This is a genomic window from Thiobacillus denitrificans ATCC 25259 (assembly GCF_000012745.1).
GTDB classification, from domain to species: Bacteria; Pseudomonadota; Gammaproteobacteria; order Burkholderiales; family Thiobacillaceae; genus Thiobacillus; species Thiobacillus denitrificans_B.
In genome coordinates this window covers 419,229-443,142 of sequence record NC_007404.1, presented here as the reverse complement: position 1 = coordinate 443,142, position 23,914 = coordinate 419,229, and the positions used below count along the sequence as shown (strand labels likewise).

Annotated in this window: 26 protein-coding genes and 2 tRNA genes; all 28 read right to left on the bottom strand. The window is 62.7% G+C overall.

Going from position 1 to position 23,914, the window contains the following annotated elements:
• Position 1: 1 nt before the first annotated feature.
• On the bottom strand, positions 2-325 hold the full coding sequence (gene rplX / locus TBD_RS02085) for a 50S ribosomal protein L24 (RefSeq protein WP_011310928.1): 324 nt from the start codon (positions 323-325) through the stop codon (positions 2-4).
• 9 nt (positions 326-334) lie between these two features.
• On the bottom strand, positions 335-703 hold the full coding sequence (gene rplN / locus TBD_RS02080; RefSeq protein WP_011310927.1) for a 50S ribosomal protein L14: 369 nt from the start codon (positions 701-703) through the stop codon (positions 335-337).
• Between the two features lie 182 nt (positions 704-885).
• Positions 886-1,149 carry a 30S ribosomal protein S17 gene (rpsQ, locus tag TBD_RS02075; RefSeq protein WP_011310926.1) on the bottom strand — a complete coding sequence of 88 codons (264 nt, stop codon included), beginning with the start codon at positions 1,147-1,149 and terminating at the stop codon, positions 886-888.
• A complete protein-coding gene (gene rpmC / locus TBD_RS02070) occupies positions 1,146-1,340 on the bottom strand; it encodes a 50S ribosomal protein L29 (RefSeq protein WP_011310925.1) in 195 nt (64 codons plus the stop codon). Before rpmC ends, rpsQ begins: the two co-directional genes overlap by 4 nt.
• Positions 1,341-1,343: 3 nt before the next feature.
• Positions 1,344-1,760: a 50S ribosomal protein L16 gene (gene rplP, locus TBD_RS02065; protein WP_011310924.1), complete on the bottom strand. Its 417-nt coding sequence runs from the start codon at positions 1,758-1,760 to the stop codon at positions 1,344-1,346.
• The gene (gene rpsC / locus TBD_RS02060; protein WP_011310923.1) at positions 1,744-2,448 is read right to left on the bottom strand and encodes a 30S ribosomal protein S3; all 705 of its coding nucleotides are present in this window, start codon (positions 2,446-2,448) and stop codon (positions 1,744-1,746) included. Before rpsC ends, rplP begins: the two co-directional genes overlap by 17 nt.
• Before the next feature lie 11 nt (positions 2,449-2,459).
• A complete protein-coding gene (rplV, locus tag TBD_RS02055; RefSeq protein WP_011310922.1) occupies positions 2,460-2,789 on the bottom strand; it encodes a 50S ribosomal protein L22 in 330 nt (109 codons plus the stop codon).
• Between the two features lie 10 nt (positions 2,790-2,799).
• Positions 2,800-3,075, bottom strand: a complete 276-nt coding sequence (rpsS, locus tag TBD_RS02050) for a 30S ribosomal protein S19 (RefSeq protein ID WP_011310921.1) — start codon at positions 3,073-3,075, stop codon at positions 2,800-2,802.
• Between the two features lie 15 nt (positions 3,076-3,090).
• Entirely contained in the window at positions 3,091-3,918 is an 828-nt protein-coding gene (gene rplB, locus TBD_RS02045) for a 50S ribosomal protein L2 (RefSeq protein ID WP_011310920.1), read from the bottom strand.
• An 11-nt stretch (positions 3,919-3,929) separates the two neighbouring features.
• The gene (gene rplW / locus TBD_RS02040; RefSeq protein WP_011310919.1) at positions 3,930-4,235 is read right to left on the bottom strand and encodes a 50S ribosomal protein L23; all 306 of its coding nucleotides are present in this window, start codon (positions 4,233-4,235) and stop codon (positions 3,930-3,932) included.
• The gene (rplD, locus tag TBD_RS02035) at positions 4,235-4,852 is read right to left on the bottom strand and encodes a 50S ribosomal protein L4 (RefSeq protein WP_011310918.1); all 618 of its coding nucleotides are present in this window, start codon (positions 4,850-4,852) and stop codon (positions 4,235-4,237) included. Before rplD ends, rplW begins: the two co-directional genes overlap by 1 nt.
• The gene (rplC, locus tag TBD_RS02030; protein WP_011310917.1) at positions 4,852-5,496 is read right to left on the bottom strand and encodes a 50S ribosomal protein L3; all 645 of its coding nucleotides are present in this window, start codon (positions 5,494-5,496) and stop codon (positions 4,852-4,854) included. Before rplC ends, rplD begins: the two co-directional genes overlap by 1 nt.
• A 126-nt stretch (positions 5,497-5,622) precedes the next feature.
• Positions 5,623-5,931, bottom strand: coding sequence for a 30S ribosomal protein S10 (rpsJ, locus tag TBD_RS02025; protein ID WP_011310916.1), 309 nt, complete (start codon positions 5,929-5,931; stop codon positions 5,623-5,625).
• 13 nt (positions 5,932-5,944) lie between these two features.
• Positions 5,945-7,135 carry an elongation factor Tu gene (gene tuf / locus TBD_RS02020; RefSeq protein WP_011310904.1) on the bottom strand — a complete coding sequence of 397 codons (1,191 nt, stop codon included), beginning with the start codon at positions 7,133-7,135 and terminating at the stop codon, positions 5,945-5,947.
• 28 nt (positions 7,136-7,163) lie between these two features.
• Complete coding sequence (fusA, locus tag TBD_RS02015) at positions 7,164-9,254, bottom strand: elongation factor G (RefSeq protein WP_011310915.1); 2,091 nt, start codon at positions 9,252-9,254, stop codon at positions 7,164-7,166.
• Positions 9,255-9,284: 30 nt separating this feature from the next.
• Entirely contained in the window at positions 9,285-9,755 is a 471-nt protein-coding gene (rpsG, locus tag TBD_RS02010; protein ID WP_011310914.1) for a 30S ribosomal protein S7, read from the bottom strand.
• An 88-nt stretch (positions 9,756-9,843) separates the two neighbouring features.
• Positions 9,844-10,221, bottom strand: a complete 378-nt coding sequence (rpsL, locus tag TBD_RS02005; protein ID WP_011310913.1) for a 30S ribosomal protein S12 — start codon at positions 10,219-10,221, stop codon at positions 9,844-9,846.
• Positions 10,222-10,386: 165 nt separating this feature from the next.
• Positions 10,387-14,583: a DNA-directed RNA polymerase subunit beta' gene (gene rpoC, locus TBD_RS02000; RefSeq protein WP_011310912.1), complete on the bottom strand. Its 4,197-nt coding sequence runs from the start codon at positions 14,581-14,583 to the stop codon at positions 10,387-10,389.
• 21 nt (positions 14,584-14,604) lie between these two features.
• Positions 14,605-18,684 carry a DNA-directed RNA polymerase subunit beta gene (gene rpoB / locus TBD_RS01995; RefSeq protein ID WP_011310911.1) on the bottom strand — a complete coding sequence of 1,360 codons (4,080 nt, stop codon included), beginning with the start codon at positions 18,682-18,684 and terminating at the stop codon, positions 14,605-14,607.
• A 228-nt stretch (positions 18,685-18,912) separates the two neighbouring features.
• Positions 18,913-19,296 (bottom strand): 50S ribosomal protein L7/L12, encoded by a 384-nt coding sequence (rplL, locus tag TBD_RS01990; protein ID WP_011310910.1) that lies wholly within the window; start codon positions 19,294-19,296, stop codon positions 18,913-18,915.
• Between the two features lie 65 nt (positions 19,297-19,361).
• On the bottom strand, positions 19,362-19,883 hold the full coding sequence (gene rplJ / locus TBD_RS01985; RefSeq protein ID WP_011310909.1) for a 50S ribosomal protein L10: 522 nt from the start codon (positions 19,881-19,883) through the stop codon (positions 19,362-19,364).
• Between the two features lie 277 nt (positions 19,884-20,160).
• Positions 20,161-20,856, bottom strand: coding sequence for a 50S ribosomal protein L1 (gene rplA / locus TBD_RS01980; protein ID WP_011310908.1), 696 nt, complete (start codon positions 20,854-20,856; stop codon positions 20,161-20,163).
• Position 20,857: 1 nt separating this feature from the next.
• Positions 20,858-21,289, bottom strand: coding sequence for a 50S ribosomal protein L11 (gene rplK, locus TBD_RS01975; protein ID WP_011310907.1), 432 nt, complete (start codon positions 21,287-21,289; stop codon positions 20,858-20,860).
• A gap of 91 nt (positions 21,290-21,380) precedes the next feature.
• Complete coding sequence (nusG, locus tag TBD_RS01970; protein ID WP_187147200.1) at positions 21,381-21,950, bottom strand: transcription termination/antitermination protein NusG; 570 nt, start codon at positions 21,948-21,950, stop codon at positions 21,381-21,383.
• Positions 21,947-22,294, bottom strand: coding sequence for a preprotein translocase subunit SecE (gene secE / locus TBD_RS01965; RefSeq protein WP_011310905.1), 348 nt, complete (start codon positions 22,292-22,294; stop codon positions 21,947-21,949). Before secE ends, nusG begins: the two co-directional genes overlap by 4 nt.
• Before the next feature lie 30 nt (positions 22,295-22,324).
• Positions 22,325-22,400, bottom strand: a tRNA-Trp gene (locus TBD_RS01960).
• A 65-nt stretch (positions 22,401-22,465) separates the two neighbouring features.
• Positions 22,466-23,656, bottom strand: coding sequence for an elongation factor Tu (gene tuf / locus TBD_RS01955; protein WP_011310904.1), 1,191 nt, complete (start codon positions 23,654-23,656; stop codon positions 22,466-22,468).
• 157 nt (positions 23,657-23,813) lie between these two features.
• A tRNA-Thr gene (locus tag TBD_RS01950) sits at positions 23,814-23,888 on the bottom strand.
• Between the last annotated feature and the right edge of the window lie 26 nt (positions 23,889-23,914).

The following is a 23,914-nucleotide window of genomic DNA, read 5'->3' as shown; positions in this document are numbered from 1 at the left end:
ATTACCCCTGTGCGTCAACCATTTCGCCGTTGGACTTGAACACGCGCACCTTGCGGCCGTCCTCCAGCACCTTGGAACCCACGCGATCGGCCTTTTGTGTCGCGGGATTGAACAGCGCGACGTTGGACGCGTCGATCGGCATTTCCTTCTCGACAATGCCGCCCTGGATGTTGCGCATCGGATTGGGCTTCTGGTGCTTCTTGACGCGATTCACACCCTCGACCACCAGATGGCCATCGTCGAGCACGCGCAACACGGTGCCGCGTTTGCCCTTGTCCTTGCCGGCCAGGATGATGACCTGATCGCTTTTACGAATACGTGCCATGATTGCCTCTCACAGAACCTCGGGCGCCAGCGAGACGATCTTCATGAACTTCTCGGTACGCAATTCACGGGTGACCGGCCCGAAGATGCGGGTACCGATCGGCTCGAGTTTGTTGTTGAGCAGCACCGCTGCGTTGCCGTCGAAGCGGACGAGCGAACCATCCGGGCGACGCACACCCTTGGCGGTACGCACGACGACGGCGTTGTACACGTCGCCCTTCTTGACACGTCCACGCGGCGCAGCGTCCTTGATGCTGACCTTGATAATGTCGCCCACGCCGGCGTAGCGGCGATGACTGCCGCCCAACACTTTGATGCACATAACCGAGCGCGCACCCGTGTTGTCAGCCACGTCCAATACGGACTGCATCTGAATCATTTAATTGCCTCCAACTTTATCCACCACGCGTTAATCAAACACAGCGGCGGCCAGTTTTGGAACCCGTTCGGGAGAAATTCCGCCAGAGCGGAATGTTGAGTCAGCGAACCGGGAACACACCTACCGGCTCACCAACCGGAAAACCCGGCACTATACCGGGTTCGTGCAACTCGTGCAAGCGCTTATACGCGCGCGCGCTCGACCAGCTTGCTGACGGTCCAGGCCTTGGTGCGCGACAGCTTGCGCGACTCCTCGATCTGCACCGTATCGCCCTCGTGGCACTCGTTGTTTTCGTCGTGCGCGTGGTACTTCTTCGACATCCGGATCACCTTGCCGATCACCGGGTGCTTGACGCGACGCTCGACCAGCACCGTCACCGTCTTGTTCATCTTGTCGCTCACGACACGCCCGGTGAGCGTGCGCACCACCTTCTTGATTTCACTCATGCTTGACCCGCCTTCTCGCGCATAATGGTCTTGACCCGCGCAATATCGCGGCGCAACTTGCCGAGATCAGCGGTCTTGTTCGATTGCTGGGTGGCCACCTGCATGCGCAGCGCAAAGTGGGCGCGCAGCAGGGATTCGAGCTCCTGCTTCAACTCCGCGGCTTCCTTGCCGCGCATTTCTTTTGCATTCATCGCTTAACTCCCGATCAGGCGCGTGACGAACGTGGTCGCGATCGGCAGCTTCGCCGCTGCCAAGCGGAACGCCTCGCGGGCCAGCTGTTCGTTCACGCCGTCCATCTCGTACAACACCTTGCCCGGCTGGATTTCCGCCACGTAGTACTCGGGCGCGCCCTTGCCGTTACCCATCCGCACTTCGGCGGGTTTACGCGAAATCGGTTTGTCCGGGAAAATGCGGATCCAGATCCGGCCGCCGCGCTTGATGTGGCGCGTCATCGCGCGACGCGCCGCCTCGATCTGGCGCGCGGTCAGGCGGCCCCGGCCAACGGCCTTCAGGCCGAAGTCGCCGAAGCTCACGTCGGCACCGCGGGTTGCGAGGCCGGTGTTGCGGCCTTTCTGTTCCTTGCGGAATTTTCTTCTAGCTGGCTGCAGCATGTTTCACTCCTGATTTCTTGCCGCGCTTTTCCTGTTCGGCAGCTGCAGGCTGCTCACCGCGGGTCAATGCATCGCCTTTGTATACCCAAACCTTGATCCCGATGATCCCGTAGGTGGTCTTGGCTTCCGCGAAACCGTAGTCGATTTCGGCACGCAGGGTATGGAGCGGCACGCGGCCTTCACGGTACCACTCGGTACGCGCGATCTCGGCGCCGTTCAGACGACCCGAGCTCATGATCTTGATGCCCTGGGCGCCGAGGCGCATCGCGTTTTGCATCGCGCGCTTCATGGCACGGCGGAACATGACACGCTTCTCGAGCTGCTGGGCGATGCCGTCGGCGACGATCTGCGCATCGGTCTCGGGCTTGCGCACTTCTTCGATGTTGACGTGCACCGGCACCGACATCAGTCGCGCGAGTTCGCCGCGCAGCACCTCGATGTCCTCACCCTTCTTGCCGATCACGACACCGGGGCGACCACTGAAGATTGTGATCCGCGCGTTCTTCGCCGGACGCTCGATGAGCACCTTCGAGACCGAGGCGTGCGAGAGCTTCTTCTTCAGGTAATCGCGAACCTTGATGTCTTCGAGCAGCGTGTCGGAGAAATTACGGTTCGAGCCATACCACTTGGCCGTCCAGATGCGCTGAACACCGAGGCGGAATCCAATCGGATGTATTTTTTGTCCCATCGCGCGCTTCCTTAATCGCCGACCGTCACGGTGATGTGACAGGTCGGTTTGCTAATACGGTTGCCACGGCCTTTGGCGCGGGCGGTGAAGCGCTTCAGCACGGAGCCCTGGTCGACATAAATCGTCTTGACCTTCAGGGCGTCGATGTCGGCACCTTCATTGTGCTCGGCGTTGGCGATCGCCGACTCGAGCACCTTCTTGATGATGCCGGCGCCCTTCTTGGGGCTGAACGCCAGAATATTCAGCGCCTTCTCCACGCGCAGGCCACGGATCTGGTCGGCGACCAGACGGCCTTTCTGTGCGGACAGGCGGGTACCACGCAAAATCGCAGAAACTTCCATCATGCGCTCCTTATTTCTTCGCCTTCTTGTCCGCGACGTGGCCCTTGAAGGTACGCGTCAGCGAAAACTCGCCCAGCTTGTGTCCGACCATGTTCTCGGTCACGAAGACCGGCACATGCTGGCGCCCGTTGTGCACGGCGATCGTGAGGCCGATGAAGTCGGGCAACACGGTCGAACGACGCGACCAGGTCTTGATCGGGCGCTTGTCGTTGGAGCCGCGAACCGCCTCGACCTTCTTCAGCAGATGCCCGTCGACAAACGGGCCTTTTTTAATAGAACGTGCCATATCTTTCTACCTCAATCAGCGCGCGTGACGGCGGCGGACGATCATGTTGGAGGTGCGCTTGTTGCTGCGGGTACGGTAGCCCTTGGTCGGCGTACCCCACGGGCTGACCGGATGCCGACCGGCAGCCGTGCGCCCCTCGCCACCGCCGTGCGGGTGATCGACCGGGTTCATCACGACACCACGGACGGTCGGGCGGATACCGCGCCAGCGACTCGCGCCGGCCTTGCCGATCGAACGCAGGCTGTGCTCTTCATTGCCGCACTCGCCGAGCGTCGCGCGGCAGTCGACGTGCACCTTGCGGATCTCGCCCGAACGCAGACGGAGCTGAGCGTAGCTGCCCTCGCGCGCCAGCAGCTGGACCGAGGTACCCGCCGAACGCGCGATCTGAGCTCCCTTGCCGGGCATCATCTCGACGCAGTGCACGGTGCTACCCACCGGAATGCTGCGCAGCGGCAGGCAGTTGCCCGCCTTGATCGGGGCCTCGACGCCGTTCACGAGCTGCGCGCCAACCGCGATGCCCCGCGGCGCGATGATGTAGCGACGCTCGCCGTCGGCGTAGCACAGCAGCGCCAGGTGTGCCGAGCGGTTGGGATCGTACTCGATACGCTCGACCTTCGCCGGGATGCCGTCCTTGTTGCGACGGAAATCGACAACGCGGTAGTGCTGCTTGTGGCCGCCGCCCTTGTGGCGGACCGTGATGTGGCCGTTGTTGTTGCGGCCGGAGCCACGCTTCTTCGGCTCGAGCAGTGCGGCAAGCGGCTTGCCCTTGTGCAGCCCGGGCGTGACGACCTTGACGACGGCGCGGCGACCGGCAGAGGTGGGTTTGACTTTAATCAGTGCCATGGTGATCTCCCTTACTGACCGGACGCGAAGTCGATGTCCTGACCCGGCTTCAGGGTGACATACGCCTTCTTCCAGCTGTCACGGCGACCCATGACGCGCCCGGAGCGCTTGACCTTGCCCTTGACGTTCAGCACTTGCACACCCGCCACCTCGACCTTGAACAGGCTGGCGACAGCCGCGCCGATCTCCTGCTTGGTCGCGTCGGGCAACACACGAAACACAACTTGATTCAGCTTGTCGGCCACGCGCGTACTCTTCTCAGAGATCACGGGCGCGAGAATGACTTTGAGCAGACGCTCCTGACTGATCGCACCCATCACACCATCTCCTCAAACTGCTTGATCGCCGCCTTGGTGATCAGCACGTTACCGAATTTGACCAGGCTCCACGGGTCCGCCTGATGCGGCTCGACCACGTAGACGTTCGGCAGGTTCCGCGACGACAGCCACAGGTTGTCGTCGATCGCGTCGGCGATGATCATGACCTTGCCGTAGCCCATCGACTTCAGCTTGCCCGCGAGCAACTTGGTCTTCGGCGACTCAATGCCGAGGCTTTCGACGACCTTGAGTTTGCCTTCACGCGCAAGCTGGGAGAGGATCGCGGCCAGACCGGCGCGATACATCTTGCGGTTCACCTTGTGCGTGAAGTTCTCGTTCGGCTTGTTCGGGAAGGTCACACCACCCCCGCGCCAGATCGGGCTCGACGCACGACCGGAACGCGCACGGCCAGTGCCCTTTTGCCGCCACGGCTTGTGCGTCGATGCACTGACCTCGGCGCGCGTCTGCTGCGCACGGTTACCGCTGCGCGCATTGGCCTGAAAGGCGGTGACAACCTGATGGACCAGCGCCTCGTTGTAATCGCGACCGAAGGTTTCGTCGGACGCGGCGACGCTCGCGACCTGCTCTCCCCGATCGTTAATGACCGTCAAATCCATTAGGCACCCCCTTTCACTGCCGGGCGCACCACGACATGACCACCCTTGGAACCCGGCACCGCGCCCTTCAACAGCACCAGACCCCGCTCAGCGTCGACGCGCACGACCTCGAGATTCTGCTTGGTGCAGGATACGGCACCCATGTGACCCGACATGCGCTTGCCCGGAAACACGCGACCGGGGTCCTGCGCCATGCCGATCGAACCCGGTACGTTGTGCGAACGGGAGTTGCCGTGACTCGCGCGCTGCGACTTGAAGTTGTGGCGCTTGATCGTGCCGGCGAAGCCTTTGCCCTGCGTGACACCCGTCACGTCGACCTTTTGCCCGGCCTGGAACACCTCGACCGACACGGCAGCACCCGGCTGGTACTGCGCAGCGACGTCGGCCGCAACGCGGAACTCACGCAACAGCTCGCCCGCGTCGACACCCGCCTTGGCGTAATGACCGGCTTCGGATTTATTGACACGGCTGTTGCGGCGGCTGCCGTAGGCAACCTGAACCGCGGAATAGCCGTCGTTTTCTGGCGTGCGAACCTGCGTCACACGATTGTTGGACATTTCCAGCACAGTCACCGGAACGGATGCCCCGTTCTCGGTAAAAATGCGGGTCATGCCGACCTTGCGGCCAACGAGCCCGATACTCATCTTTGTATTTCCTATCTCAAGCCCGGCGCCGCAGCGCCGGACAAGGGTTGTAGGTGCCGATTACAATTGACCGGCGACTTTTCGATACGACTGAAGGGGCGGCATTATACGTACGCCGCCCGCTTTTTACAACTTGATTTCGACGTCGACGCCGGCCGGCAGATCCAGCTTCATCAACGCGTCGACCGTCTTGTCGGTCGGATCCATGATGTCCATCAGACGACGGTGCGTGCGAATCTCGAACTGGTCGCGCGAGCTCTTGTTGACGTGCGGCGAGCGCAGCACGTCAAAACGCTCGATCGAAGTCGGCAGCGGAACCGGGCCCTTGACCACCGCGCCGGTGCGCTTGGCGGTTTCCACGATCTCGAGCGCCGACTGGTCGATCAGTTTGTAGTCAAACGCCTTCAGGCGGATGCGGATTTTCTGGTTTTGCATTATGGCGCCTTAATTACTCTTCGATCTTGGCAACGACGCCGGCACCGACGGTGCGGCCGCCTTCGCGGATGGCGAAACGCAGGCCTTCGTCCATCGCGATCGGCTGGATCAGCGAGACCTTGATGCTGACGTTGTCGCCAGGCATGACCATCTCGGTGCCAGCCGGCAGTTCGATCGAGCCGGTGACGTCGGTGGTGCGGAAGTAGAACTGCGGACGGTAGCCGTTGAAGAAGGGGGTATGACGACCACCTTCGTCCTTGCTCAACACATAGATCTCGGCGGAGAACTTGGTGTGCGGCTTGATGGAGCCGGGCTTGGCCAGGACCTGGCCGCGCTGGACTTCTTCACGCTTGGTGCCGCGCAGCAGCACGCCGACGTTGTCGCCAGCCTGTCCCTGGTCGAGGAGCTTCCTGAACATCTCGACGCCGGTGCAGGTGGTCTTGACGGTCGGGGTGATGCCGACGATCTCGATTTCCTCGCCGACCTTGATGACGCCGCGCTCGACACGACCGGTGACGACGGTGCCGCGACCGGAGATGGAGAAGACGTCTTCGACGGGCATGAGGAAGGGCTTGTCGATGGCGCGCTCGGGCTCGGGGATGTAGGTGTCGAGCGCTTCGGCGAGCTTGATGATGCTGGGTTCGCCGATGTCGCTCTGGTCGCCTTCGAGGGCCTTCAGGGCGCTACCGACGATGATGGGGGTGTCGTCGCCAGGGAAGTCGTACTTGGACAGCAGTTCGCGCACTTCCATTTCGACGAGCTCGAGGAGCTCGGCGTCGTCGACCATGTCGGCCTTGTTCATGTAGACGATGATGTAGGGCACGCCGACCTGACGGGCAAGCAGGATGTGCTCGCGGGTCTGGGGCATGGGACCGTCGGCAGAGGAGACGACAAGAATGGCGCCGTCCATCTGGGCAGCGCCGGTGATCATGTTCTTGACGTAGTCGGCGTGGCCCGGGCAGTCGACGTGGGCGTAGTGACGGCTGGCGGTCTCGTACTCGACGTGGGCGGTGTTGATGGTGATGCCGCGCGCCTTCTCTTCAGGCGAGGAATCGATCTCGTCGTACTTCTTCGCCGCACCACCGAATTTCTTCGACAGAATGGTCGTGATCGCCGCGGTCAAGGTGGTCTTGCCGTGGTCAACGTGACCAATCGTGCCTACGTTTACGTGCGGTTTGGTCCGCTCGAATTTTTCCTTAGCCATTTTTCAGTACCCTAATGAGATCTCAAAATTATTTCTTGGCGATGATCGCTTCGGCGACGCTCTTCGGCGCCTCCGAGTAGTGCTTGAACTCCATCGAGTAGGTCGCGCGACCCTGCGACATCGAGCGCAGATCGGTGGAGTAGCCGAACATCTCGGCGAGCGGCACCTCGGCCTTGACCAGCTTGATGCCGGCGGCGTCGTCCATGCCCTGGATGATGCCCCGGCGACGGTTCAAGTCACCCATGACGTCACCCATGTAGTCTTCGGGCGTCTCGACCTCGACGGCCATCATTGGCTCGAGCAGGACCGGGCTTGCCTTGCGCATGCCGTCCTTGAACGCAAGGATCGCGGCAAGCTTGAACGCGAGTTCCGACGAGTCGACATCGTGGTAGGAACCGTCGAACAGCGTGACCTTGACGTCGACGACCGGGAAGCCTGCGAGGACACCGTTGTTGAGCGCCTCCCGCAAGCCCTTCTCGACAGCAGGAATGAATTCGCGCGGGACGGTACCACCCTTGATCGCATCGATGAATTCGAAGCCTTTGCCAGCCTCGTTGGGACCCATCTTGATCCACACGTGACCGTATTGGCCCTTACCGCCCGACTGCTTGGCGTGTTTGCCTTCCTGCTCGACTTCCTTGCGGATCGCTTCACGATAGGCGACCTGAGGCGCACCGACGTTGGCTTCGACGCCGAATTCGCGTTTCATGCGATCGACCAGAATCTCGAGATGAAGCTCGCCCATGCCCGAAATGATCGTCTGCCCGGATTCTTCGTCGGTACGCACACGGAAAGACGGGTCCTCTTGCGCCAACCGGCCGAGCGCGATACCCATTTTTTCCTGGTCGGCCTTGGTTTTCGGCTCGACCGCGACGTGGATGACCGGCTCAGGGAACTCCATGCGCTCGAGCGTGATAGGCGCGTTGAGGTCGCACAGCGTGTCGCCAGTGGTCACATCCTTCAGACCGACCGCCGCAGCGATGTCACCGGCACGCACTTCCTTGATCTCCTCGCGCTGGTTCGCGTGCATCTGCAGGATGCGGCCGATGCGCTCCTTGCGCCCCTTGACCGGGTTGTAAATCGTGTCGCCGGAATTCACCACACCCGAATAGACGCGGAAGAAAATCAACTGACCGACATAAGGATCGGTCGCCACCTTGAACGCCAGCGCCGAGAACTTCTCCTCATCCGTCGCCTGACGCTCACCCGCCTCGCCATTCTCGAGCTCGCCTTTCACCGGCGGGATGTCGGTCGGCGCCGGCATCAGTTCGATGACCTTGTCGAGCATCGCCTGGACGCCCTTGTTCTTGAACGCGGTGCCGCACATCATCGGCACGATTTCGCTGGCGATGGTCCGCGCGCGCAGCGCGGCAATGATGTCCGCCTCGGGAAGATCGCCCTCCTCGAGGTATTTGTTCATCAACTCCTCGGACGACTCCGCAGCCGCCTCGAGCATGGCTTCCCGCCACTTCTTGCACGTGTCCACAAGATTCGCCGGGATGTCGCGCAGGTCGAACTTCATGCCCTGGCTCGCGTCGTCCCAGTAGATAGCCTTCATCTTGACGAGATCGACCACGCCCTCGAACTTGTCTTCGGCACCAATCGGCACCTGGATCGGCACCGGGTTGGCCTTGAGACGCGCACGCATCTGCTCGTAGACCTTGAAGAAATCGGCACCCGAGCGGTCCATCTTGTTGACGAAGGCCAGGCGCGGCACGCCGTACTTGTTGGCCTGACGCCAGACGGTCTCGGACTGCGGCTGCACGCCACCGACCGCGCAATAGACCATGCACGCACCGTCGAGAACCCGCATCGAACGCTCGACTTCGATCGTGAAGTCGACGTGGCCAGGAGTGTCGATGATGTTGATGCGATGCTCGGGGAACTTGCCGTCCATCCCCTTCCAGAAACAGGTCGTGGCCGCCGAGGTGATGGTGATCCCACGCTCCTGCTCCTGCTCCATCCAGTCCATGGTCGCCGCGCCGTCGTGCACTTCACCGATCTTGTGCGACTTGCCGGTGTAGAACAGGATGCGTTCGGTCGTGGTGGTCTTGCCGGCGTCGATATGGGCCGAAATGCCGATATTGCGATAGCGCTCAATAGGAGTCGTGCGTGCCACTTTGGGTACCTGCCAATCAATACGTTGGATTTAGAAGCGGAAATGCGAGAAAGCCTTGTTGGCCTCCGCCATGCGGTGCACTTCTTCCCGCTTCTTGACCGCACCACCGCGGCCTTCGGCCGCGTCGAGCAGCTCGCCAGCAAGGCGTGCGCCCATCGACTTTTCGCCACGCTTGCGCGCCGCGTCCTTCAGCCAGCGCATGGCCAGCGCGGTACGACGACTCGAACGCACCTCGACCGGCACCTGGTAGTTGGCGCCGCCGACGCGGCGACTCTTCACTTCGACCAGAGGACGGGCGTTGTTCAGCGCGGTGCTGAACACCTCGAGCGGATCCTTGCCGGATTTGGTCGTGATCTGCTCGAAGGCGCCGTAGACGATGCGCTCGGCGACCGACTTCTTGCCGCTCGACATGACGACGTTCATGAATTTGGAAACTTCCTGATTGCCGAATTTCGGATCAGGCAGAATTTCACGTTTGGGGACTTCGCGACGACGGGGCATATTCCTGTCTCTCTATCTAGTTAAGCTTTTCGGACGCCAGATGGGTCACGCCGGCCCGATCAGGCCTTCCGCGGGCGCCAGACTTCAATTACGCCTTTTTCGGGCGCTTGGCGCCGTACTTCGACCGCGACTGCTTGCGGTCCTTCACGCCAGCCGTATCCAGACTGCCGCGGACGGTGTGGTAACGCACACCCGGCAGATCCTTGACCCGGCCGCCGCGCACGAGCACCACCGAGTGCTCCTGCAGGTTATGGCCTTCGCCGCCGATGTAGCTGATGACCTCGAAGCCGCTGGTGAGCTTGACCTTGCAGACCTTGCGCAGCGCGGAGTTCGGCTTCTTCGGAGTCGTCGTGTACACACGGGTGCACACGCCACGGCGTTGCGGGCAGGCCTTCAGGGCCGGAACCTTGCTCTTTTCCACCGGCGCCTGACGCGGCTTGCGGATCAGCTGGTTAATCGTTGGCATGTCAAAAATTCCGAAAAATTAAAGTGAGCGTATCGTTTGTAAAACAAGCGGGACGGTGCCGACCGCGTTCTGGCGCGGCACCGTCCCGGGCTACAGTCCTGCGTTTCCGGATCCCACGTATGGCCGGAAAAAGACGCGTGAGTTTAGAGGGATTCCCCTCCCGCGTCAAGCCACTTCCTGATTCTCGGCCGCCGGGGTTTCGCCGCCCTCGAGCAAACGGTCGGCTCCCATGTCCTCGCCCGCGGCCTGACGGCGACGGGTGTTGTGGTAGGCGAGGCCGCTGCCCGCCGGGATAAGGCGGCCGACGATCACGTTTTCCTTCAGCCCGCGCAGCTCGTCCTTCTTGCCCATGATCGCCGCCTCGGTGAGGACGCGGGTCGTTTCCTGGAAGGAAGCCGCCGAGATGAACGAGTCGGTCGACAGCGACGCCTTGGTGATGCCGAGCAGGATCGGATCGTAGACCGCCGGCTCCTTGCCCGCGGCGATCATTTCGTCGTTGATCTGCAGCACTTCCGAACGCTCGACCTGCTCGCCCGGGATGAGGCCGGTGTCGCCCGGATCGGCGACGACGACACGACGCAGCATCTGACGCACGATGACCTCGATGTGCTTGTCGTTGATCTTCACGCCCTGCAGACGGTAGACGTCCTGGACTTCGTCGGTGATGTAGGAGGCGAGCGCCTCGACGCCTTGCAGACGCAGGATGTCGTGCGGATCGACCGGGCCGTCGACGATCATTTCGCCCTTCTGGACGATCTGGCCGTCGTGGGCGGTGACATGCTTCTCCTTCGTGATCAGATACTCGTGCGCGACGCCGTCGAGGTCGGTGATGACCAGGCGCTGCTTGCCTTTGGTGTCCTTGCCGAAGGACACAGTACCGGTGACTTCGGCCAGCACGCCGGCGTCCTTTGGCGAACGCGCCTCGAACAGCTCGGCCACACGCGGTAGACCGCCGGTGATGTCGCGGGTCTTCGACGTTTCCTGCGGGATACGCGCGAGCACGTCGCCCACGGCCACGTCCTGACCGTCCTTCACGGTGATGATCGAGCCGATCTGGAAGGTGATGTTGACGAGCGTGTCCGTACCCGCGATCTTCAATTCGTTGCCGGCGTCATCGAGCAGCTTGACCTGCGGGCGCACGCCCTTGGTGCTCGTGCTCTTGCGCTTGGGATCGATGACCACGAGCGTCGACAGGCCGGTGACGTCGTCGACCTGCTTGGCGACCGTCACGCCTTCCTCGACGTTCTCGAAGCGCACGCGGCCGGCGTACTCGGTGATGATCGGACGGGTATGCGGGTCCCAGGTCGCGAGCACGGCGCCGGCCTTGATCTTGGCGCCGTCGGTGACCATGAGCGTCGCGCCGTACGGCACCTTGTGGCGCTCCCGCTCGCGGCCGCTGTCGTCGGCGATGAGAATTTCGCCGCTGCGCGAGATCGCCACGAGTTCCTTGCGCGCGTTGGTGACGTAACGCATCGTCGCGGTGTACTGCACGGCGCCGTTCGACTTCGCTTCGAGCTGGCTCGCCGCCGCGGCTCGCGAGGCCGCACCACCGATGTGGAAGGTGCGCATCGTGAGCTGGGTGCCCGGCTCGCCGATCGACTGCGCGGCGATCACGCCGACCGCCTCGCCGACGTTGACGAGGTAGCCGCGGCCGAGGTCGCGTCCGTAGCAGTTGGCGCACAGGCCGTAGCGCGTCTCGCAGGTCAACGGCGTGCGCACGCGCACCTCGTCGATGCCGAGCGCCTCGATGGTGTCGACCACGTCCTCGGATAGCAGGGTACCGGCTTCGAAAACGGTTTCCTGCGTTTCCGGATTGATGATGTCGCTCGCCGCGACGCGCCCGAGGATGCGCTCGCGCAGCGCCTCGACGACCTCGCCACCCTCGACCAGTGCCTTGACGAGCAGGCCGTTCTTGGTGCCGCAGTCGTCCTCGGTCACCACGAGATCCTGCGTCACGTCGACCAGGCGGCGCGTCAGGTAGCCGGAGTTCGCGGTCTTCAGCGCGGTGTCGGCGAGGCCTTTGCGCGCGCCGTGCGTCGAGATGAAGTACTGAAGCATGTTCAGGCCTTCGCGGAAGTTCGCCGTGATCGGCGTCTCGATGATCGAGCCGTCCGGCTTCGCCATCAGGCCGCGCATACCCGCGAGCTGGCGGATCTGGGCAGCGGAGCCCCGCGCACCCGAGTCGGCCATCATGTAGATCGCGTTGAACGACTCCTGGGTGACTTCCTTGCCCTGACGGTCGGTGACCTTCTCGCCGCCGAGCTGTCCCATCATCGCCTTGGCGACGGCGTCGCCCGCGCGCCCCCAGATGTCGACGACCTTGTTGTAGCGCTCGCCCTGGGTGACGAGGCCCGAGGTGTACTGCGATTCGATTTCCTTCACTTCGGCTTCGGCCGCGCCGAGGATCTGGCCCTTCTCCTGCGGAATCAGCATGTCCTTGATCGCGATCGACATGCCCGCGCGGGTCGCGAACGTGAAGCCGGTGTACATCAGCTTGTCGGCGAAGATCACCGTCTCGCGCAGGCCACAGCGGCGGAAGCTGGCGTTGATGAGCTTGGAGATCTCCTTCTTCTTCAGCGCCTTGTCGACGAAGCTGAAGGGCAGCCCCGGCGGCAGGATTTCGGACAGCAGCGCGCGACCGAGCGTGGTCTCGACGCGCTTGACGGTCTCGACGCGGTTCTTGTTCTCGTCAAGCGTCACTTCCTTGATGCGCACCGTCACGCGCGCATGCAGTTCGGCCTCGCGGTTGTCGTAGGCGCGGCGCGCTTCGGTCACGTCGGCGAACATCATGCCCTCGCCCTTCGCATTCACCTTCTCGCGCGTCATGTAATAGAGACCCAGCACGATGTCCTGCGAGGGGACGATGATCGGCTCGCCGTTGGCGGGCGACAGCACGTTGTTCGACGCCAGCATCAGGGTACGGGCTTCGGCCTGCGCTTCGAGCGACAGCGGCACGTGGACGGCCATCTGGTCGCCGTCGAAGTCGGCGTTGAACGCCGCACAGACGAGCGGATGCAGCTGGATCGCCTTGCCTTCGATCAGCACGGGCTCGAACGCCTGGATGCCCAGGCGGTGCAGCGTCGGCGCGCGGTTCAGCATCACCGGATGCTCGCGGATGACCTCTTCGAGCAGATCCCAGACGATCGGCTCTTCGTCCTCGACCATCTTCTTCGCGGCCTTGATCGTGGTCGCGAGCCCCAATACCTCGAGGCGGTTGAAGATGAAGGGCTTGAAGAGTTCGAGCGCCATCTTCTTCGGCAGGCCACACTGATGCAGCTTGAGCGTCGGGCCGACGACGATGACCGAACGGCCCGAGTAGTCGACGCGCTTGCCGAGCAGGTTCTGACGGAAGCGGCCGCTCTTGCCCTTGATCATGTCGGCCAGCGACTTCAGCGGACGCTTGTTGGCGCCGGTCATCGCCTTGCCGCGACGGCCGTTGTCGAGCAGCGAATCGACCGCTTCCTGCAGCATGCGCTTTTCGTTGCGCACGATGATCTCGGGCGCCTTCAGCTCCAGCAGCCGCTTCAGGCGGTTGTTGCGGTTGATGACGCGGCGGTAGAGATCGTTGAGGTCGGAGGTCGCGAAGCGGCCGCCGTCCAACGGCACCAGCGGACGCAGCTCCGGCGGCAGCACCGGCAGCACCTCGAGGATCATCCATTCGGGCTTGATGCCCGACTTCTGGAAACCCTCGAGGATCTTGAGGCGCTTGGACAGCTTCTTGAGTTTGGTGTCGGAGCCGGTCTTGCTGATTTCGGAATGCAGGGTTTCGACTTCGCTGGCGACGTCGAGCGAACGCAACAGCTCACGCACACCCTCGGCGCCCATGAGCGCCTTGAACTCGTCGCCGTACTCCTCGAGCTTGCCGAGGTAGTCCTCCTCGGTCAGCAGCTGGCCGCGGTTGAGCGGCGTCATGCCGGGCTCGACGACGACGAAGCCTTCGAAGTAGAGCACGCGCTCGATGTCGCGCAGCGTCATGTCGAGCACCATGCCGAGCCGGCTCGGCAGCGACTTCAGGAACCAGATGTGGGCGACCGGGCTGGCGAGCTCGATGTGGCCCATGCGCTCGCGACGCACCTTCGATAGCGTCACTTCGACGCCGCACTTCTCGCAGATCACGCCGCGGTGCTTGAGGCGCTTGTACTTGCCGCACAGGCACTCGTAGTCCTTGACCGGACCGAAGATCTTGGCGCAAAACAGGCCGTCACGCTCCGGCTTGAAGGTACGGTAGTTGATGGTCTCCGGCTTCTTCACTTCGCCGTACGACCAGGAGCGGATCTTGTCCGGCGACGCCAGGCCGATCTTGATGGCGTCGAATTCTTCCTCGTGGGTGGCCTGCTTGAATAGATCCAACAGTGCTTTCATGGCTGTGTCCTCACCCCAAAATTAATAACGTTCCAGATCGATGTCGATGCCCAGGCTTCGGATTTCCTTCACCAGCACGTTGAAGGACTCGGGCATGCCGGCCTCGATCTTGTGATCGCCCTTGACGATGTTCTCGTACACCTTGGTCCGGCCGTTCACGTCGTCGGACTTCACGGTCAGCATTTCCTGCAGCACGTAGGAGGCACCATAGGCCTCGAGTGCCCACACTTCCATTTCGCCGAAGCGCTGGCCGCCGAACTGCGCCTTGCCGCCCAGCGGCTGCTGGGTCACGAGCGAGTACGGGCCGGTCGAGCGCGCGTGCATCTTGTCGTCGACCAGGTGGTGCAGCTTCAGCACATGCTTGTAGCCGACGGTGACCTGACGGTCGAAGGCTTCGCCGGTGCGACCGTCGTAGAGCGTGACCTGGCCGCCCTCGGGCAGGCCGGCGAGCGCGAGCATGCGGCGAATCTCCTCTTCGGTCGCGCCGTCGAACACGGGCGAGGCGAAGGGCACGCCCTTTTGCAGGTTCTGGCCGAGCTCGAGGATTTCGTCGTCGGTAAAGTTGTCGATGTCCTCCGCCTTGCCCGACTGGTTGTAGACCTCCTTGAAGAAGTGCCGCAACTCCTTCACCACCGATTTAGTCTGCGCGGCCATCATCTGGCCGATCTTTTCGCCGAGCCCTTTCGACGCCCAGCCAAGGTGGGTCTCGAGAATCTGGCCGATGTTCATCCGCGACGGCACGCCGAGCGGATTCAACACGATGTCGACCGGGCGGCCGTCGGCCATGAAGGGCATGTCCTCGACCGGAACGATCTTCGACACGACACCCTTGTTGCCGTGACGGCCGGCCATCTTGTCGCCAGGCTGCAGGCGGCGCTTGACCGCCAGATAGACCTTGACCATCTTCTGCACGCCGGGCGGCAGCTCGTCGCCCGCGGTCAGCTTTTGCTTCTTCTCCTCGAACATCGCGTCGAACTCGACGCGTTTCTGCGTCAGGCTGTCCTTCAGCGACTCGACCTGACGGCTCGCCTCGTCGTCGGCCAGCCGGATGTCGAACCAGTCGTGGCGATTGAGCGAATCGAGATATTCCTTGCTGATCTTGCTGCCCTTGGCGAGCTTCTTCGGTCCGCCGTTCACGACCTTGAGATGCAGGAGCTTCTCGAGGCGCGCGAAGGTGTCGTCCTCGACGATGCGCATGCGGTCGGTCAGGTCCTTCTTGTACTCGGCGAGCTGGGTGTCGATGATCGACTGGGCGCGTTTATCCCTTTCAATGCCTTCGCGCGTGAAGACCTGAACGTCGATGACGACGCCGGACATGCCCGACGGCACCTTGAGCGACGTGTCCTTCACGTCGGACGCCTTCTCGCCGAAGATTGCGCGCAGGAGCTTCTCTTCCGGCGTGAGCTGAGTCTCGCCCTTGGGCGTGACCTTGCCGACGAGCACGTCGCCCGCCTCGACCTCGGCACCGATCGCGATGATGCCCGACTCGTCGAGCCGCGCGAGCTGGCGCTCGGCGAGGTTGGAAATGTCACGCGTGATTTCTTCGGGCCCGAGCTTGGTGTCACGCGCAACGACCGACAGTTCCTCGATGTGGATCGAGGTGTAACGGTCTTCCGCGACGACCTTCTCGTTGATCAGGATCGAGTCTTCGAAGTTGTAGCCGTTCCACGGCATGAACGCGACCAGCATGTTCTGGCCCAGCGCGAGCTCGCCCATGTCGGTCGAGGCGCCGTCGGCAATGACGTCGCCGCGTGCGATCACGTCGCCCACTTTGACCAGCGGTCGCTGGTTGATGTTGGTGTTCTGGTTCGAGCGCGTGTACTTGATCAGCGAATAGATGTCGACGCCGACCTCGCCCGCGCGCGCCTCTTCGTCGTGCACGCGGATCACGATCCGCCCGGCGTCCACATAGTCGACGCGGCCGCCGCGGTGGGCGATGACGACGGTACCGGAGTCGACCGCGGCGGTGCGCTCGATGCCGGTCCCGACGAAGGGTTTTTCCGGACGCAGGCAGGGCACGGCCTGCCGCTGCATGTTCGAGCCCATGAGCGCGCGGTTCGCGTCGTCATGCTCGAGGAAGGGGATCAGCGAGGCGGCCACCGACACGATCTGTGCCGGCGCGACGTCCATGTATTCGATGCGGTCGGGGGCCGACAGCGTGAATTCGTTCTTGAACCGGCACGACACGAGGTCGTCCTTGAACTTGCCCTTGGCGTCGAGCTCGGCGTTTGCCTGCGCGATCACGTACTTGGACTCCTCGATCGCCGAGAGGTATTCGATTTCGTCGGTGACCTTGTTGTCGACGACCTTGCGGTAGGGCGTCTCGATGAAGCCGTACCAGTTGGTGCGCGCGAACAGCGCGAGCGAGTTGATCAGACCGATGTTCGGACCTTCCGGCGTTTCGATCGGGCAGACGCGGCCATAGTGAGTCGGGTGCACGTCGCGCACCTCGAAACCGGCGCGCTCGCGGGTCAGACCGCCCGGGCCGAGCGCCGAGACACGGCGCTTGTGGGTGATCTCGGACAAGGGGTTGGTCTGGTCCATGAACTGCGAGAGCTGGCTCGACCCGAAGAACTCCTTGATCGCGGCCGAGACGGGCTTGGCATTGATCAGATCGTGCGGCATCAGGTTGTCCGATTCCGCCTGGCTCAGGCGCTCGCGCACCGCGCGCTCGACGCGCACGAGGCCGGCGCGGAACTGGTTCTCGGCGAGTTCGCCGACCGAGCGCACGCGACGGTTGCCGAGGTGGTCGATGTCGTCGATCTCGCCGCGGCCATTGCGCAGTTCGACCAGGATCTTGATCACGGCCACGATGTCTTCGGTCGACAGCGTGCCGGTTCCGGTCAGCTCGTCGCGGCCGATGCGGCGGTTGAACTTCATGCGCCCGACGGCCGACAGATCGTAGCGCTCGTCGCTGAAGAACAGGTTGACGAACAACGCGTTGACGGCGTCCTCGGTCGGCGGCTCGCCCGGGCGCATCATGCGGTAGATCGCGACCTTGGCGGCATACTCGTCGGTCGTGTCGTCGGTACGCAGCGTCTGCGAGATGAATGCGCCGTGGTCGAGGTCGTTGGTGTAGAGGGTCTGGAACTTGTCGATGCCGGCGGCCGCCAGCTTCTTCAGCAACTCCTCGGTGATTTCGTCGTTGGCGCGCGCGACGAGCTCGCCCGTGTCCTTGTCGACGACGTCGTGCGCGAGCACGCGGCCGACGACGAATTCGCCCGGCACGGCCCATTTCTTGACGCCGGCGGCGTCGAGTTCACGGATGTGCTTGGCCGTGATGCGCTTGTCCTTGGCGACGATGACCTTGTCGTCCTTGCCGCAGATGTCGAAACGCGCGATCTCGCCGCGCAGCCGCTCGGGAACGAGCTCGAACTGGATGCCGAGGGTGTTGATGTAGAACGTGTCCTTATTGAAGAACGCGTCCAGAATGCTCTCCGGCGTGTAGCCGAGCGCCTTGAGCAGGATCGTGACCGGCATCTTGCGGCGACGGTCGACGCGGAAGAACAGGATGTCCTTGGCGTCAAACTCGAAGTCGAGCCACGAGCCGCGGTAGGGAATGACGCGCGCCGAGAACAAGAGCTTCCCCGAGCTGTGCGTCTTGCCGCGGTCGTGCTCGAAGAATACGCCCGGCGAGCGGTGCAGCTGCGACACGATGACGCGCTCGGTGCCGTTGATGACGAACGAGCCGGTCGGCGTCATGAGCGGAATCTCGCCCATGTAGACCTCCTGCTCCTTGACCTCCTTGATCGTCGGCTTGGACGCCTCCTTGTCCATGATGACCAGGCGCACCTTGGCGCGCAGCGGCGCACAATAGGTGAGGCCGCGCTGCTGGCATTCCTTGATGTCGAAGACCGGCTCGCCGAGTTGATAGCTGACGTATTCGAGCCTGGCGTTCTTGGAATGGCTTTCGATCGGGAAAATCGATGTGAACGCGGCTTGCAGGCCCTCGTTCAGGCGCTCGTCGCGCGAACGGCCCTCCTGCAGGAAAGCCCGATAGGACTCAAGCTGGGTCGCCAGAAGAAAAGGCACCGGAAGCGTGTTGGTCCGGCTGGCAAAACTCTTGCGCAGACGTTTTTTCTCGGTAAAGGTATAAGCCATGGGGTCTCCTTGACGATCAGGGGCGGGCGGGCACGTCGGCTACGGCCGGCTCAGTGTGAGGCACACGCAAAAAGCAAACGACCCGGAAGCCGTGTCCGGGTTCCGGGTATTTGCTGCTTGCGTCTGCTGCGGGCTTGCCCGCAACACACCACAGAGGAAGTCTTGGCGAAATAAGTGCGTCACCGGAAGCGGCGGCAGGCCTGCGGCCGCCGCCCGAACCGCGTCGACTTACTTGACCTCGACGCTGGCGCCAGCTTCTTCCAACTGCTTCTTCAGTGCGTCGGCGTCGGCCTTGGAGACGCCTTCCTTCACGGCCTTCGGCGCGCCGTCGACCAGATCCTTGGCTTCCTTCAGGCCCAGGCCGGTGGCGGCACGGACGACCTTGATCACTTCGACCTTCTTTTCGCCGGCCGAATTCAACATCACGGTGAATTCGGTCTGCTCCTCGGCAGCGGCGGCGGCGCCGGCGCCGGCGGCGGGGGCCGCCACGGCGACGGCAGCGGCAGCGGCCGAAACGCCGAATTTGTCTTCCATTTCCTTGATGAGCTCGGACAGCTCAAGAACGGTCATGCCGGCGATGGCGTCGAGGATGTCAGCTTTTGCAACAGCCATTTGTATAACTCCTGTCAATGATGCTCAGATTAAAAAAACGATGTGTTGTTTCGGTAAGGCGTCGCTTACGCGGCCTGCTTGTCGCGCACCGCGGCAAGTCCACGAACGAACTTGGTCGGGACTTCGTTGAGCGTGCGAACGAACTGCGCGATCGGCGCCTGCATGGTGCCCAGGAGCTTGGACAACAGTTCCTCGCGGCTGGGCATGCTGGCCAGATTCCCGACGTCCTTGGGGGACATGAGGAAATTGGGCATGGCACCGGCCTTGACGACGAACTTGTCGTTGGTCTTGGAAAACTCGTGCATGACCTTCGCGGCAGCGACGGGGTCTTTGGAAATGCCGTAGGCGAGCGGACCGACCAGCTGGTCGGCGATGCCCGCAAAAGGCGTATCCGCAACCGCGCGGCGCACCAGCGTGTTCTTCAACACGCGCAGATACACGCCTTCCTTGCGCGCCTTGACGCGCAATTGGGTCATGTCTTCCACGGCGATGCCACGATACTCGGCGACGACAACCGTCTGGGCGGCCGCAACCTGCGCAGCCACCTCAGCAACAACGGCCTTCTTCTCTTCAAGATTCAGACTCAAGGTCTTACCTCCTTCTCAGTTACGAAGCCTTGCCCGCTTGTGTCCACGGGCGGCTCCGGCTGGCGACCTTGACAGGAAATTCCTGCTGGGGAACGCCATCTGCGTAGGTTCTGCGCAATGCGAACAGAGGAGCGCGATACCAAAGCCCTCGCCCATTCGCGATCCGCCGGAATTAAACCCTCGCGGATACCTACGGTCTTTGACAACCCGCCGGCCGATTGCGCGGCCAGCGGCCCAAAGTTCATGCGGCCGCCCGTATCCGGGCGGCGTTCAACATTCAGGCAGCGACGCTGCCCTGGTCGACGCGAACGCCAACCCCCATCGTGCTCGACACCGACAGGCGCTTGAAGTAGATGCCCTTGGAGCTCGCGGGCTTGGCGCGCTGCAGCGCGTCGAGCAGCGCGACCAGGTTCTCCTTCAGATCATCGACGCTGAACGAGGCACGGCCGATCGTGCAGTGCACGATGCCGCCCTTGTCGGTGCGGTACTGCACCTGGCCCGCCTTGGCGTTCTTGACCGCGCCGACGACGTCGGGGGAGACCGTGCCGACCTTCGGGTTCGGCATCAGGCCGCGCGGACCGAGGATCTGGCCAAGCTGGCCGACGACGCGCATGGCATCGGGCGTCGCGATGACGACGTCGAAATCCATCTTGCCGGCCTTGATGTCGGCGGCCAGGTCGTCGAAGCCGACGATGTCGGCGCCGGCGTCACGCGCCTTCTGCGCGTTGTCGCCCTGGGCGAAGACGGCGACGCGAACGGTCTTGCCGATGCCCTTGGGCAGCACGACGGCGCCGCGCACCATCTGGTCGGATTTGCGCGCGTCGACGCCGAGGTTGACTGCGACGTCGATCGACTCGTCGAACTTCGCCGTGGCGCTGTCCTTGACCAGTTGCAGCGCATCGACGACCGGGTAGTTGCGCGAGCGGTCGATTTTTTCCTTGAGTGCGCGCAGGCGCTTGGATACGTTAGCCATGTCAGACTCCCTCCACCACGATGCCCATCGAGCGGGCGGTACCAGCGATGGTGCGCACCGCCGCGTCCATGTCGGCCGCGGTCAGATCGGGCTCCTTGGTCTTGGCAATCTCCTCGAGCTGGGCGCGGGTGATCGTGCCGACCTTGTCGGTATGCGGCTTCGAGCTGCCCTTGTCGAGCTTGATCGCCTTCTTGATCAAGACGGTCGCGGGCGGCGTCTTCATGATGAAGGTGAAGCTCTTGTCCGCGAACGCAGTGATCACGACCGGAATCGGCAGACCGGGCTCCATGCCCTGGGTCTTGGCGTTGAACGCCTTGCAGAATTCCATGATGTTCAGGCCGCGCTGACCGAGCGCAGGACCGATGGGGGGCGACGGGTTGGCTTTACCCGCCGGCACTTGCAGCTTGATGTAGCCGACAATCTTCTTTGCCATGATGGCTCCTTAACGTGAGTACCAACGCGCTTTCGGTCGCCCTACTCGCGCTCCTCTCCGGCGAACCGGATTTCCGCCGACCCCTTCCGGGTCAGCTCTTTTCGACCTGGCCGAAACCCAGTTCGACGGGCGTCGCCCGGCCGAAAATCATGACCGACACGCGTAGCTTGCTCTTGTCGTAATTCACTTCCTCGACGTTGCCGTTGAAATCGGTGAACGGCCCGTCGATGACGCGGACCTGCTCGCCGACCTCGAACAACACCTTGGGCTTGGGCTTCTCGACGCCTTCGCGCATCTGGTCGAGAATCGCCTGGACTTCCTTTTCCGAGATCGGCGCCGGCTTGGTTGCCGTGCCGCCGACGAAACCGGTGACTTTGGGCGTGCTCTTGACCAGGTGCCAGGTGTCGTCGTCCATCTCCATCTGCACGAGGACGTAACCCGGGAAGAACTTGCGCTCGGCGGTCTTTTTCTGTCCCGCCCTCATCTCGACGACTTCCTCGACTGGCACCATGATCGCGGGGCGCGGCTTGCCGGTTTTTTCATCGACGATGACGCCGAAACGGTCGCGCATCCCGGCGCGCTCGATCCGCTCTTCCAGCGCGCGCGCCACGCTTTTCTCGAAGCCGGAGTAGGCATGAACCACGTACCACCGCATACTCAACTCCCCTGTCCCATGGCCAGTTTCACCAGCCATAACAAAACGCCATCCACCGCCCAGAGAAAGAGCGCCATCACGACGACAAATGCCATGACGACCCCGGTCATCTGGATCGTCTCCTTGCGCGTGGGCCACACAACTTTCTTGGCCTCGTCACGCGAATCCAGCGCAAACCGGAAAAAATGCTTGCCGGGCGCAGACAGCCCCGCGACGAGACCGCCCAGCACCACGCCCGCGATCACGGACAGAACGCGCACCACGGTTGGCGCGCCGTCAAAAAAATAAAAGCCGGTCACCCCGGCGATGACCAGCAGTACCGCTATCAGCAGCTTGATTTTGTCAGCCATGAAATGCTGTGTGCCTTACGGCTTATCCTGTGGCAGGCCAAGAGGGTCTCGAACCCCCAACCTTCGGTTTTGGAGACCGACGCTCTACCAATTGAGCTATTGGCCTGTATTACTTAAGGCCGGGCCGGGCGCATGCATGGACGCCCAACCCGGCCTTGCAGCTTGCCGCCTTTACTCTTCGATCTTGGCAACGACGCCGGCACCGACGGTGCGGCCGCCTTCGCGGATGGCGAAACGCAGGCCTTCGTCCATCGCGATCGGCTGGATCAGCGAGACCTTGATGCTGACGTTGTCGCCAGGCATGACCATCTCGGTGCCGGCCGGCAGTTCGATCGAGCCGGTGACGTCGGTGGTGCGGAAATAGAACTGCGGACGGTAGCCGTTGAAGAAGGGGGTATGACGACCGCCTTCGTCCTTGCTCAACACATAGATCTCGGCGGAGAACTTGGTGTGCGGCTTGATCGAGCCGGGCTTGGCCAGAACCTGGCCGCGCTGGACTTCTTCACGCTTGGTGCCGCGCAGCAGCACGCCGACGTTGTCGCCAGCCTGTCCCTGGTCGAGGAGCTTCCTGAACATCTCGACGCCGGTGCAGGTGGTCTTGACGGTCGGGGTGATGCCGACGATCTCGATTTCTTCGCCGACCTTGATGACGCCGCGCTCGACACGACCGGTGACGACGGTGCCGCGACCGGAGATGGAGAAGACGTCTTCGACGGGCATGAGGAAGGGCTTGTCGATGGCGCGCTCGGGCTCGGGGATGTAGGTGTCGAGCGCTTCGGCGAGCTTGATGATGCTGGGTTCGCCGATGTCGCTCTGGTCGCCTTCGAGGGCCTTCAGGGCGCTACCGACGATGATGGGGGTGTCGTCGCCAGGGAAGTCGTACTTGGACAGCAGTTCGCGCACTTCCATTTCGACGAGCTCGAGGAGCTCGGCGTCGTCGACCATGTCGGCCTTGTTCATGTAGACGATGATGTAGGGCACGCCGACCTGACGGGCAAGCAGGATGTGCTCGCGGGTCTGGGGCATGGGACCGTCGGCAGAGGAGACGACAAGAATGGCGCCGTCCATCTGGGCAGCGCCGGTGATCATGTTCTTGACGTAGTCGGCGTGGCCCGGGCAGTCGACGTGGGCGTAGTGACGGCTGGCGGTCTCGTACTCGACGTGGGCGGTGTTGATGGTGATGCCGCGCGCCTTCTCTTCAGGCGAGGAATCGATCTCGTCGTACTTCTTCGCCGCACCACCGAATTTCTTCGACAGAATGGTCGTGATCGCCGCGGTCAAGGTGGTCTTGCCGTGGTCAACGTGACCAATCGTGCCTACGTTTACGTGCGGTTTGGTCCGCTCGAATTTTTCCTTAGCCATGTCAAGTACCCCTCAAATTTGCACAAGTAACGATGCGTCGACTTCGACAACCAATACCCGGTACGCCGTGCTTCACGGCACCCAAAACCCGGTGCGCCGAACCGGCCGCGGACACCCGGAAGCGGGTGCACGTCCCGGATCGGCGGACACCAAAACCTGGTGCCCATGGGCAGGATTGAACTGCCGACCTCTCCCTTACCAAGGGAGTGCTCTGCCACTGAGCTACATGGGCTTTTGGACTTATTACCGCACAAGCCC